9 protein-coding genes are annotated in these 12872 nt (G+C 68.6%); 1 reads left to right on the forward strand and 8 read right to left on the reverse strand.

Annotated features, from left to right (window positions below):
• Nucleotides 1-24: 24 nt before the first annotated feature.
• Together LOS78_RS16615 and LOS78_RS16620 are read right to left on the reverse strand one after the other, a co-directional pair.
• Entirely contained in the window at nt 25-1131 is a 1107-nt protein-coding gene (locus tag LOS78_RS16615; protein WP_028713510.1) for an ABC transporter substrate-binding protein, read from the reverse strand.
• A gap of 145 nt (nt 1132-1276) precedes the next feature.
• Complete coding sequence (locus LOS78_RS16620; protein WP_230377534.1) at nt 1277-2116, reverse strand: 2-keto-4-pentenoate hydratase; 840 nt, start codon at nt 2114-2116, stop codon at nt 1277-1279.
• 156 nt (nt 2117-2272) lie between these two features.
• Here LOS78_RS16620 and mutS point away from each other — a divergent pair, with 156 nt between their 5' ends.
• Nucleotides 2273-4909: a DNA mismatch repair protein MutS gene (gene mutS / locus LOS78_RS16625; protein WP_230377535.1), complete on the forward strand. Its 2637-nt coding sequence runs from the start codon at nt 2273-2275 to the stop codon at nt 4907-4909.
• Here mutS and LOS78_RS16630 read toward each other — a convergent pair.
• The 6 genes from LOS78_RS16630 to LOS78_RS22045 all read right to left on the reverse strand — a co-directional run bounded on the left by LOS78_RS16630 (nt 4898) and on the right by LOS78_RS22045 (nt 12857).
• Entirely contained in the window at nt 4898-6262 is a 1365-nt protein-coding gene (locus tag LOS78_RS16630; protein WP_230377536.1) for a glycosyltransferase 61 family protein, read from the reverse strand. The two genes, mutS and LOS78_RS16630, sit on opposite strands and share 12 nt — an antisense overlap.
• Nucleotides 6263-6291: 29 nt before the next feature.
• Nucleotides 6292-7017 carry a proteasome-type protease gene (locus tag LOS78_RS16635; protein WP_230377537.1) on the reverse strand — a complete coding sequence of 242 codons (726 nt, stop codon included), beginning with the start codon at nt 7015-7017 and terminating at the stop codon, nt 6292-6294.
• 64 nt (nt 7018-7081) lie between these two features.
• Nucleotides 7082-7888 carry a transglutaminase family protein gene (locus LOS78_RS16640; RefSeq protein WP_028713515.1) on the reverse strand — a complete coding sequence of 269 codons (807 nt, stop codon included), beginning with the start codon at nt 7886-7888 and terminating at the stop codon, nt 7082-7084.
• Nucleotides 7889-7898: 10 nt separating this feature from the next.
• Nucleotides 7899-8858, reverse strand: a complete 960-nt coding sequence (locus LOS78_RS16645; RefSeq protein ID WP_028713516.1) for an alpha-E domain-containing protein — start codon at nt 8856-8858, stop codon at nt 7899-7901.
• Nucleotides 8859-8870: 12 nt separating this feature from the next.
• A complete protein-coding gene (locus tag LOS78_RS16650; protein ID WP_028717087.1) occupies nt 8871-10283 on the reverse strand; it encodes a circularly permuted type 2 ATP-grasp protein in 1413 nt (470 codons plus the stop codon).
• Between the two features lie 222 nt (nt 10284-10505).
• The gene (locus LOS78_RS22045; protein WP_305802568.1) at nt 10506-12857 is read right to left on the reverse strand and encodes a M10 family metallopeptidase; all 2352 of its coding nucleotides are present in this window, start codon (nt 12855-12857) and stop codon (nt 10506-10508) included.
• Nucleotides 12858-12872: the final 15 nt, after the last annotated feature.

Below are 12872 nucleotides of genomic sequence, written 5' to 3' on the forward strand. Positions count from 1 at the left end.
CCAGCCGGGCGGGGCCGCCGCGCCTTATTCCTGAACCGCCGCGCCGACGACGCTGTCCCAGCCCTCGGTCACGACCTTCTTGTTGGCCTCCTGCTGCTCCAGCGTCGGGAAGATCGCCTTTTCATAGGCCGAGGCCTCGGGCAGCGCGTCCAGCAGCTCCTGCGGGACCTTGCCGTTCTGGACGAGGTCGTTGAAGCGGATCGGGTGGCAATAGCCTTTCAGCCAGCCAAGCTGGCCCTCGTCCGAGTAAAGATATTCCATCCACAGCTTGGCCGCGTTCGGATGCGGCGCATAGGCCGAGATCGCCTGCACATAGACGCCCGCGACCACGCCGTCCTCGGGGATGATGACCTCGACCGGCGGATTGCCGTTCAGGCTGTCGCGCCAGCTGAGCAGGTTGTAGTCCCAGGCGGTGACGATCGGCGTCGCGCCCTGGGCGATGGTCGCCGACTTGCCGATGACCGGGACGAAATTGCCGGCCTTGTGCACCTCGGCCATCAGCTCCATGCCCTTCTGGCCGGATGCCTCGCCCGGCTCGCCGCCATTGGCGATGCCTGCCGCCATGACCGAGATGATCGCCTGGGCCGAGGCGCGCGGATCGCCCGCCAGCGCGAAGGCATTGGCATATTCCGGCTTGGTCAGGTCCTTCCAGCTTTTCGGCGCCTCGTCGATCAGGTCGGTGTTCACGCCAAAGGCCATCACGCCGTAATAATCGCCATACCAATAGCCCTCGGCATCCTTGGCGTCGTCGGGGATCGTGTCCCAGGTGGCGACCTTGTAGGGCTGGATCAGCCCTTCGGCCTTGGCCTGCGGCCCGAAGGACAGGCCCACGTCGATCACATCGGGCGCCTGCGGGCCCTTGTTGTCCCTGTTGGCGCGGATCGCCTCCAGCTCGTCGGCCGAACCGGCATCGGGGTTCAGCTCGTTGACCCTGATTTCCGGGTATTTGGCCTTGAAGCCGGCGATCACCTCGCCATAGCCGCACCAGTCATGCGGCAGCGCGATGGTGGTCAGCATGCCCTCGGCCTTGGCCGCCTCCTCGAGCGCCGCCAGATCCTGCGCCGAGGCGGCGCCCGCGGTCGCCAGCAGCGTCACGGCGGCCAGCCCCGCCGCGGTCGATTGAATGGTCATTGGTCAACTCCGTTCCAGAACGCGCCCCATAGGCGGCTGGCTGCCACCTAGCGGCCCCCCGTGACAGTCTTGCGACACAAGACCCCTGTTGGCAAAGGTTTTTTCCCGCGCTGACCCGGGGAAAGCCTGCGGTCCCGGCGCGGGCTCAGGGCACCAGCACCAGCCCGACCTTCATGGACTTGCCGCCGATGCGGTAATCGGCCTCGACCCGGTGGCCCGGCAGCGCCGGATGCAGCTTGCCCAGCGAGCCCAGCGAGATGACCGAGCCCGGCTTCAACTCGTAGCGGCCCTGCTCGACCAGCCACAGCACCACGTCCAGCGGATGCCCCAGCAGCATCTCGCCCGAGCCGGTGCCGACGCTCTTGCCGTCCATCTTCAGGTTCACCGTCAGCGCCGCCAGATCGGCGACCGGATCGCGCAGGTCAGAGATCGGGATGCCCCGCCCCAGCACGCCGCGCCAGGGCATCACGCCATAGGCGACCATCAGCGGCCCGGTCGGCACCACGTCCTTTTGCAGCGCCAGGTCGGGCAGTTCGATAAAGGGGCGCACGTCCTTCAGCGCCGCCGCCACCTCTTCGCGGGTCCGGGCCTGCATGATCGCGGAACTGCCCACCGTCACCACCAGATCGGCCTCGAAAAACGGCTCGCGGCTGCCCTTGAGGCTGAGCCGGCTGCCGTCCGGCACCAGCATCGGCGCAAACAGCGCGCCGGCCACCGGCTCGGTCACGCCGAACCGTTCCTGCGCTGGTTTCGAGGTGAAGCCGACCTTCACCCCCACCGGCGCGCCCAGCTCGGCCTCCAGCACGCTGCGGAAACTGGCATAGGCGCAGGCTCCGTCCTCGACCGTGCGCACCAGCGGGTCGGGCAGGCGCTGGCCGGCGATCCAGCCGCGCGCGGCATTCTGCATCAATGAGACGTCCGGGCAGGCCGCCACGGCCACGCCCGCGAACGGCAGCAGGATTGCCCCCAGAATCAACGATTTCATCGCCCGGCCTCACGAATGCATTCCCGGCCGACGATGCCGCAACACGGGACCGCTGTCACCGGGATTCTTGCGCCCCTGCGGCAACTTGGCCGCATGCTGTTTGCATCGGCCCGCGCATCCCCTAGAAGAACGGGACCGCAGGCGACAAGGCTGGACATGAGCGATCAACCCACCCCGATGATGGCGCAGTATCTTGCGATCCGCGAGGCCAATCCCGGCGCGCTGCTGTTCTATCGCATGGGCGATTTCTACGAGATGTTCTTCGAGGACGCGGTCGCCGCAGCCGCGGCGCTGGACATCGCGCTGACCAAGCGCGGCACGCATCTGGGCGAACCGATCCCGATGTGCGGCGTGCCGGTCCATGCGGCTGAAAGCTACCTGCTGACGCTGATCCGCAAGGGTTTTCGTGTCGCCATCGCCGAGCAGATGGAGGATCCGGCCGAGGCCAGGAAGCGCGGCTCGAAATCGGTCGTGGCCCGCGACGTGGTGCGGCTGGTGACGCCCGGCACGCTGACCGAGGAATCGCTCTTGGAGGCGCGGCGGCACAATTTCTTGGCCAGCTTCGCCAGCGTGCGCGAGGATTCGGCGCTGGCCTGGGTCGACATCTCGACCGGCGCCTTCCGCGTCATGCCCTGCCCGCCGGCACGGCTGGCCCCCGAACTCGCCCGCCACGCCCCGCGCGAATTGCTGGCCGCCGAGGGCGCGCAACTGGACGAGATCGCCGCCGAGGCCGGCGCGGCCCTGACCGAACTGCCCGCCGGCAGCTTCGACAGCAGCGCCGCCACGCGCCGGCTTTGCGCGCTGTTCTCGGTCGAGACGCTGGACGGTTTCGGCCAGTTTTCCCGCGCCGAACTCGCCGCCATGGGCGCCATCGCCGATTACCTGGAGCTGACGCAGAAGGGCCGGATGCCGCTGATCCGCCCGCCGGTGCGCGAGGCGCTTGGCGGCGCCATGCAGATCGACGCCGCCACCCGCCGCAACCTGGAATTGACGCAGGCGCTGTCGGGCGGGCGCGAGGGCTCGCTGCTCTCCGCCATCGACCGCACGGTGACGGCGGGCGGCGCGCGCCTGCTGGAGCGCCGCATCAGCGCCCCCTCGCGCGACCTGGCCGAGATCCATGCCCGGCAGGCCGCCGTCGCGCATCTGGTGGACGACCCGCGCCTGACCGCCGACCTGCGCGAGGCGCTGGCGCGCGCGCCCGACATGGACCGGGCGCTGTCGCGGCTGGCGCTGGAGCGGGGCGGGCCGCGCGACCTGGCCGCGATCCGCGCCGGGCTGACGCAGGGCGCGGCCATCGCCGCCATGCTGGGCGATGACGAAATCGCCGTGCTGGCCGAGGCGGCGCGCGACCTGACCGGCCATGATGCGCTGATCGACCTCTTGGACGAGGCGCTGGTGGCCGAGCCGCCCTTGCTGGCCCGCGACGGCGGCTTCGTCGCGGCCGGCTATGACGAGGACCTGGACGAAACCCGCCGGTTGCGCGACGAGGGCCGCGGCGTCATCGCCCGGATGCAGGCCGATTACATCGCCGAGACCAGGGTGCAGAGCCTGAAGATCAAGCACAACAATGTCTTGGGCTACTTTATTGAGACCACCTCGACCCATGCCGAGAAGATGCTGGCCCCGCCGCTGAACGAGCGTTTCATCCACCGCCAGACCACCGCGAACCAGATCCGCTTCACCACCGTGGAACTGTCGGAACTGGAAACCCGCATCCTCAACGCCCGCGACCGGGCGCTGGAGATCGAGCGCGAGATCTTTGCCCGCCTGACCCGCGCGGTGCTGGACCGCGCCGGTCCCGTCGGCCAGGCGGCCCGCGCGCTGGCCGAGATCGACCTGACCGCCGCTTTTGCCGACCTCGCCTCGGGCGAGGGCTGGGTGCGCCCCGAGGTCGATGCCAGCCGCGCCTTCGTGATCGAGGGCGGCCGGCATCCGGTGGTGGAACGCGCGCTCAAGCGCAAGGGCGAGGCCTTCGTCGCCAACGACTGCGCCCTGACCGAGGGCGAGACCCCCGCGATCTGGCTGCTGACCGGCCCGAACATGGCCGGCAAATCGACCTTTCTGCGCCAGAACGCGCTGATCGCCGTGCTGGCCCAGGCCGGGGGTTTCGTGCCTGCCCGCCGCGCCCATGTCGGCATTGTCAGCCAGCTTTTCAGCCGCGTCGGCGCGGCGGACGACCTGGCGCGCGGCCGGTCCACCTTCATGGTCGAGATGGTCGAGACGGCGGCGATCCTGAACCAGGCCGACGACCACGCGCTGGTGATCCTGGACGAGATCGGCCGCGGCACCGCGACCTGGGACGGGCTTTCCATCGCCTGGGCGGTGATGGAGCATCTGCACGGCAAGAACCGCTGCCGGGCGCTGTTCGCCACCCATTACCACGAGATGACCAGCCTGTCGGCCCGCCTGCCCGGCGTCGAGAACGCCACCGTCGCCGTGCGCGAATGGGAAGGCGAGGTGATCTTCCTGCACGAGGTTCGCAAAGGCGCCGCCGACCGTTCCTATGGCGTGCAGGTGGCGCGGCTGGCGGGGCTGCCGCCCTCGGTGGTGGATCGCGCCCGCGACATCCTGCACCAGCTGGAAAGCGGCGAGCGGCAGGGCACCGGCAAACCCGCCGCGATGCTGGACGACCTGCCGCTGTTCCGCGCCGCACCGGCGCCCGCACCGGCGACCATGGCGAAACCCTCGGCGGTCGAGGAGCGGCTGCGCGGCCTGAACCCCGACACGATCAGCGCCCGCGAGGCGCTGGACCTGGTCTACGAGCTGCGCGGCCTGCTGGAGTCAGACGGCTGAAGCCTGGGCCGGCAGGCCAGCCAGCGCATCATCCACCAGCGCCAGGATGCGCCGGGTGGCCCGGCGGCCGACATGGATGCCGACCAGCCCCTCGGACACCGGCGGAATGGCGTCCAGGCGCGACACCCCTGCGACATCGGCGAAAACCGTATCATAGCGGCAGCGCGAGACATGGGCGCAGGGCAGGAAATCGCCCCAGCGATGCATCTGGGTCTGGCGCGTAGCGATCTCGATGACCAGCGCCCCGGTCTTGGCATAGACCATGTTCGCCAGCCCGGCGCCATGCGGGGCAACCAGGATATCGGCGGCCTGCATCTGGGCGATCTGTTCGATCGGGGACAGATGCTCGAAGGCCACGCAGTGAAAGCCGCGCTCGGCCAGCCCGGCCATCAGCCTGGCCTGCCCGGTCATGCCGCGCAGACGCGCGGCGCCCCCTTCGTCGCGGCCCATCCAGACCAGCCGGGGCATCTTCTCGACCAGCTTGCGCGGCACCCGCCGCAGCGCATGTTCGCGCAACAGCCGCAGGCTGCTGTCATAGGAGGCCATGGCGACGGCCTTGCGATAGGGCGCCTCGGAGCGAAGGGTGTTCCAGCGCGGATCGACGCCGGGCTGGTTGACGGCCGCTTGCACGCGGGGATCCTCGACCTGGTAAAGATAATGCTGGTGGCTGTAGAGCGCCCGCACCCGGTCATAGCGGCAAGCCGAACTGACGAACCGCACGCGCGGCGCCAAGCGGGGAAAGACCGCCTCGATGAAGCCCGTCAGGAAGCCGCGCAGATTGTCCTGCGGCAGGTGCAGATTGATCGGCTGATCGCCGTCGTCCTGGACGAAGGACGCCAGGCAACCCAGGGTCTCGGTGGTGAAGTGATAATAGTTGAAACCGTTCTTCAGCTCGATGGCGACCGGCAGGTCGGCGGCGCGGTCCTTCCAGACCGGCAGGGGCAGCGCCGCCTCTTTCCGGCCGCGGCGGAATGCGCTGACCAGCCGGCCCTGCCGCCACTCCTCGGTGTTCTGCTGGTCGAACTTGTTGCGCATCCGGTTGCCGGCGGCCCCGTTCAGCCAGATGCGCCCGTCGATCATCCCGAAGGCGTTGCGGAACTGCGCATTCTCCAGCACCACGGGCGAGGCGTTGATTTCCATGACCGTGGTCAGCAGCCGGCGCTCCTGCCTTTCGATGGCGGAGCGCTGCATGTCGCGGACCGTCGGCTCGTCGCTTTCCGCGAACAGGCGCACGGCGGCGCCCTCCACTTGGCGCAGCACCCAGCCGGGGCGCGGCGCCAGATAGGACATGCCGGGGTGGATGCCGGGGAAATGGAACACCGCCATGGGCGGGCGCTGGAGTTCGACGGACATGGAAAACCCTCGGGGACGGATATGCGGCGCTAGATCGTGACCTTGACGAAGCTGTCGCGCAGCGCGGCGGACCAGGCGGCGGACATGGCCATGAAGGCCGGGTCGCCCTCGTCGATGCGGCGCTGGTGGCTGACCCGGCAGTCGTCCCTGCGAATCACCGCCAGGTCCAGCGGCATACCCACCGACAGGTTCGAGCGCAGCGTCGAATCCATCGACAAGAGCACCGCCTTCTGCGCATCGGCCAGCGAGGTGTCGGGCCGCACCACCCGGTCGAGGATCGGCTTGCCGTATTTGTGCTCGCCGATCTGCAGGAAGGGGGTGTCCTCGGTCGCCTCGATGAAATTGCCCTCGGGATAGATCAGGAACAGCCGCATCTCGCCGCCCGCGCGCTGGCCGCCGACGATCATGCTGGCGCTGGCCTGCTGGTTCAGGTCGCGGCACTGCTCGACGATCTCGCGCCGGGTGCGGCTCAGCGTCCGGCCGATGATCGTCGCCACCTGCAGCATGCTGGGCGCGCGCAGGATCGAGGTCTCCTCATCGGCATCGGGCAGGTCGACGGCCTCTTGCAGCCGCGCGATGGTGGTCTGGGTCAGGGACAGGCTGCCGGCGGTCAGGACGGCGACGACCCGCTCGCCCGGCTGCTCGAAGAAGAACATCTTGCGATAGGTCGAGATATTGTCCAGCCCGGCATTGGTCCGGGTGTCCGAGAGCAGAACCAGCCCCTCGTTAAGCTTCAAGCCGACGCAATAGGTCATGTCCGTTCCATGGCACGCATTCCCCCGAGGGATACGACCGCCCCGCGCCCGGCGCAACAGGGGGTTACTGTTCCATTTCCTCGACCTGCACCCGCACGTCCAGGCTTTCCCGGCCCGAGCCGAAGGTGGTGCCGCGCACCGGCGCCGCGTCCTGCGCGTCCAGCCCCGAGCCCAGCCGGACATAGCGGTCGTCCGGGCAGCAGGCATTGGCGGCGTCGAAGCCGACCCAGCCCAGGGTGCCGACATGGATCTCGGCCCAGGCATGGGCGGCGTCATGCGGCTCGCCCCCGGCATTGGAATGCAGATAGCCCGAGACATAGCGCGCCGGCAGGCCGCGTTCGCGGGCGCAGGCGATCAGCGCATGGGCATGGTCCTGGCAGACCCCCTGCCCCAGCGCCAGCGCCTCGGCGGCGGTGGTATGCGCCTCGGTCACGCCCGGCTCGTAGGCGATGGCGCGCGACACCGCCGCGGCCAGCCGGTGCGCAAGGTCCAGCCCGTCCTCGCCCTGTTCGCAACCGGCCAGCTCGCGCAGCGCCGCATCAAGCCGGGTCGCCGGCGTCGGGCGCAGATAGACCAGCGGATTCACCGTCTCGCGATGGCCGCGCAGCACGCCGGCGGTGTCGCGGGTCTCGACCTGGCCGGCGATCGAGACCACGACCTCCTGCACCGGCCCGCGCACGGTCCAGCCCTCGATCCAGTCGCCGGCGCCGTCGCGGAAGGCGACGCCGCGCTGGCCGCCGCTGACCGAAATCGTCCAATCCGCCACCCGCTGCCCCTCGTGGACCGAGGGCGTCAGCCGCAGGCTCTGCACCAGTCCCTGCGCCGGCGGGTCGTAGAAATAGCTGGTCTCGTGGGTGATCTTCAGCCGCATCGTCCGCCCCCTACATCCGTCCGCTCAGGTAATCGTCATGCACGGCGTTCGAGATGCTGGCCAGCTCGTTGATGAACCAGGACAGGAATTCGTGCAGCCCCTCGTCGAAGATCGCCTCGATGTCGCGGGCCATCAGCTGCTCCAGCGTCTGATGCGCCCGGGCCGAGGCGCTGGCCGGCACATCGGCGCCATAGCGGCGCACCAGCCCGTCCAGATGCCAGACCGCCTCGTAAAGCGAGGTCAGCAGCGAACGCGGGCTTTCGCCGTTCAGGATCAGGAAATCCGCGACCTTGCTGGCCGTCACCTCGCCGCCATAGGCCCAGTGGAAGGCCCGATGCGCCGAAAGCGCGCGCAGGATCACCTGCCACTGGTAATTGTCGAGGCCCGAGCCGACGAACTCGACCCGCGGCAGCAGCACGAAATACTTCACGTCCAGCAGCCGGGCGGTGGCGTCGGCGCGCTCCAGCGAATAGCCCAGATTGATGAAATGCCAGCCGTCGTTGCGCAATTGCGTGGCGTTCATGGCGCCGCGCACGGTCGAGCCGTGCCGGGTGGTGAAATCGGTCAGCAGCGCGGTGTCGAGCTGGCCGCGCGGCCGGCGCTGCAGCGCCCGCAGTTCCTGATAGGCGGTGTTCAGCGCGTCCCAGACCTGGCTGGTCAGCGCCGTGCGCACGATCCGCCCGCCCTCGCGCGCCCTTTCGATGCAGGAGGCGACCGAGGACGGATTGGCGTGGTCGAAGAACAGCCAGCTTTCGATATTCTCCTGCGTGATCTCGTCGCCGTAATGCCCGGCAAAGGCAGCCTGCGCCCCCGAGGCGCGCAGAAGCGATTCCCATTCGTTGCGATAGCCCTCGGCGGTGTTCGGCAGCAAGGTGATGCGCGCGCCCACGTCCAGCAGGCGGGCGGCGGTTTCGGCGCGTTCCAGGTGACGGCCCATCCAGAACAGGTTGGCGGCGGTGCGGCTGAGCATGGCTGACCTTTCCTATTCCGACAGGACCCAGGTGTCCTTGACGCCCCCGCCCTGCGACGAGTTCACCACCAGCGAGCCCTCGCGCAGCGCCACGCGGGTCAGCCCGCCCGGCACCAGCTCGACCCGGTCGCCGCAAAGGCAGAAGGGGCGCAGGTCGACATGGCGCGGCGCCACCCCCTCCTCCACGAAGGTCGGGCTGGTGGACAGCGCCAGCGTCGGCTGGGCGATGTAATTGCCGGGATCGGCCTTGATGCGCTCGGCGAAGGAGGCGATCTCGGCCTGGCTGGCGCAGGGGCCGATCAGCATGCCGTAGCCGCCCGAGCCATGCACCTCCTTGACCACCAGGTCCTTCAGGTTGGCCATGACGTAGCGGTAATCCTCGTCCTTCCACAGCGTCCAGGTCTGGACGTTGCGCAGGATCGGCTCTTCGCCCAGATAGAAGCGGACCATCTCGGGCACGAATGTATAGACCGCCTTGTCGTCGGCCACCCCTGCCCCCGGCGCCGAGGCGATGGAAACCCCGCCCGAGCGATAGACATCCATCAGCCCCGGCACGCCCAGCATGGAATCGCGCCGGAAGCACAGCGGGTCAAGGAAGGGGTCGTCGATGCGGCGATAGATCACGTCCACCCGCTTCGGCCCCTGCGTGGTGCGCATGTAGACGAAACCGCCATCGACGAACAGGTCGCTGCCCTCGACCAGTTCCACCCCCATCAGGTTGGCAAGGAAACTGTGCTCGTAATAGGCGCTGTTGTAATGGCCCGGCGTCAGGATCACCACGGTCGGCGTGCCCTCGCATTTCGCCGGCGCCACCGAGGCGAGCGTGCGGCGCAGCAGCTCGGGATACTGGTCCACCGGCTCGATGCGGTTGTTGCGGAACAGCGCCGGGAACATGCGCATCATGATCTCGCGGTTTTCCAGCATGTAGCTGACGCCCGAGGGGGTGCGGCAATTGTCCTCGAGCACGTAGAACTCGTCCCGGCCGGTGCGCACGATGTCGATGCCGACGATATGCGAGAACACCCCGCGCGGCGGCACGAAGCCGACCACCGCCTTTTCATAGGCATCGTTCTGATAGACCAGCCGCGCCGGGATGCGGCCGGCGCGCACGATCTCGCCCCGACCGTAGACGTCGCGCAGGAAGGCGTTCAGCGCCCGCGCCCGCTGCTTGATGCCGCGTTCCAGCCGCCGCCATTCGCTTTGCAGGAACACCCGCGGCATCATGTCGAAGGGGATCAGCCGGTCCGGGTCGCCGCCCTCGCCATAGACCGCGAAGGTGATGCCGATGCGGCGAAACAGCGCCTCGGCCTCGGCCTGCTTCATCTGGCGGATCTCGGCGGGCATGGTCTCGATCCAGTCCGAGAGCATGGCATAGGGCTCGCGCACCCGGCCGCCATCGACCATTTCATTGTAATAGATCGTCATCACTGCAACCCTCACCTCTGGCCCCGATCTTCGCATCTGGGCCGGCGCTGTCCACAGCGCCGCGCCCTGCGGGCAAAAGGAAATCCGGGTTTGACGAGGCCGGGGCGCTTTCTGCCCGCAGAATAGGCAAAGGACCGGCCGCACCCTCCGCGACAACGGCGAATCGCGGGAAAAGCCCGGCAAAAGGGCCGCGATGCCCTTGCCCGCTGCGCGGGCAGCGGTTCAGACGATGATCAGGTCGTCCTGCAGCGCGGCGATATTGGCGAAGCCGTTCAGCGTCAGCACATTGCCATTGCCGAAGTCGAAGACGGTATTGCCGTCCACGGCCCGGGCATATTGCAGCACCTGCGCCACGCTGCGCGTCCCGCCGCCCCAAAGCGCGTCGTCGATGCGCAGCGTGTCGATATTGTCCTGAAAATCGCGCACCACGTCCCGCCCGCCGTGAAAGGCGAAGTGATCGGCCCCCGCACCGCCCAGCAGCGTGTCGTTGCCATAGCCGCCGATCAGCAGGTCGGCCCCGGCGCCGCCTTCCAGCCAGTCATGGCCGTTGCCGCCGTCCAGCGTGTCATTGCCGCCCAGGCCCAGCAGCGTGTCGTTGCCCTGAAAGCCGCTCAGCCGGTTGGCATGGGCATTGCCGGTGATCCGGTTCGCCAGCGCATTGCCGCCGCCGTTCTGCGCCGCGCCCGAAATCAGCACCAGGTTTTCCAGATTGGCGCCCAGCTGCAGGCTCGCGGTCGAGCGCACCACGTCGATGCCCGCCCCCGCCGCCTCGACGATCCGGTCCAGGCCGTCGGTGACATAGGTGTCGTTGCCCGGCCCGCCCTCCAGCAGGTCGGCCCCGGCGCCGCCGTCCAGCCAGTCATTGCCGTTGCCGCCCACCAGCGTGTCGTTGCCGCCCAGCCCCAGCAGCGTGTCGAACCCCTGCAGCCCGCTCAGCCGGTTGGCATGGGCATTGCCGGTGATCCGGTTCGCCAGCCCGTTGCCGGTGCCGTTCTGCGCCGCGTCCGAAATCAGCACCAGGTTTTCCAGATTGGCGCCCAGCTGGATGCTCGCATGCGACCGCACCGTGTCGATGCCGGCATCCGTCGCCTCGACGATGCGGTCGGCCGCATCCACGACATAGGTGTCGTTGCCTCGGCCGCCTTCCAGCAGATCGGCGCCGCCCTGGCCGTTCAGCGTGTCGTTTCCGTCATTGCCGCGCAGCGTGTCATTGCCCGGCCCGCCGCGCAGCAGGTTGTTGGTCCAGTTGCCGATCACCACGTCGTTGCCGCGCCCGGCCTGCACGTTCTCGATCAGCGTGCCCGGCGCGATCGAGATGTTGCCGACCAGCCCATAGGCGTTCGAGACCGTTCCCGGTGCCAGCGAGATGCGCTGATTATGCGTATCGGTGGCCAGGTCCAGCATGTCCACGCCGCCCTGGTCGAAGATGGCGAAGGTGATGTCGTCGCGCGTGCTGGCATTGCGCAGCAGGCCCGCGATGGTGGCATAGCTGGGACCGGCATTGGTGGTTTCGCCATAGGTGTTGTTGCCGGTGCGGATGCCCGAGACGCCGTAAAGCCGCTGCATCGCCAGGATGTCGGCCATCATCGCCGAGACGGCATAGGCATAGCTGGCATTCACCGAGCTGTTCTGGCGCTGGTCGAAATAGGACATGACCGAGGCCTGCCAGCTGTCGTTCAGATAGTGGTTGTCCACGCCATAGGTGGCACCGCCGTTGTAATTGCCGGCATGGCCCAGTCCCAGGGCGTGGCCGATCTCGTGGATATAGGTCTGGTAGCTATAGGTGTTGTAGCCGGGGCCGTAGCTGCTCAGCCAGTCCAGCCCCACATTCACCTCCGAGCTGATGATCCTGCCGCCGCTGATGATCGACGAGGACCAGGCCCCCGGCTGGTTGTCGTCGAAGGTGATGTGGATGGCGGCGTTCGGGCCGGGGTTGCGGTTGAAGGTCAGGCCGGTCGCCTGCTCCCATGCCGACAGCGCCATGCTGGCCAGCTGCCGCCCCGCCGGGGTCAGGCCGGACAGGTCGACGTTCAGGACCCCGCCCGGGCCCGGCTCGAACGCCCGGCGTGCACCGCCGCTGGCCTGCCAATAGCCGTCGGTCAGCTGCTGGGCGATCTCGGCCATGGTGAAGTTGCGCAGCGGCGCGACCGCGGCGACCCCCAGGCTGTAGGCGCCGCTATAGGCGCCGGCATAGCTGCCCGCCTCGAGGTAATAGGTGGCCGGGGCGGCCACGTTCAGCACCAGCCGCGAGTTCAGCCCGTTGCCGTCGTCGTTCTGGGCGATCAGCGCACCGTTGCCGTTCATCACCCGCAGATAGGGGTCGTGAACCCCGGCCGCGCCTCGCGAATCCAGGGTGATGACATAGCTGCCCGGCTGCAGCTGCACCCGCACCCAGTCCCGGTCGCCCGCGCCCAGCACGCCGTTGAACGTGTCGCCCACGCTCATCGCATAGCCGGTGGCGGTCGAGGCCGGGGCATCGCTGCCTTCGACCCGAAGGGCGCGCTGCGGCTCTCCGCCGCGCAGCGACGGGCCTGCAAGGCCGGTTGCGGCGGGGTTCCAGAAGGCAGGCGTCATGGGAATTCCTTGTGC

The sequence above is a fragment of the Paracoccus sp. MA genome, assembly GCF_020990385.1.
Taxonomy (GTDB): Bacteria; Pseudomonadota; Alphaproteobacteria; order Rhodobacterales; family Rhodobacteraceae; genus Paracoccus.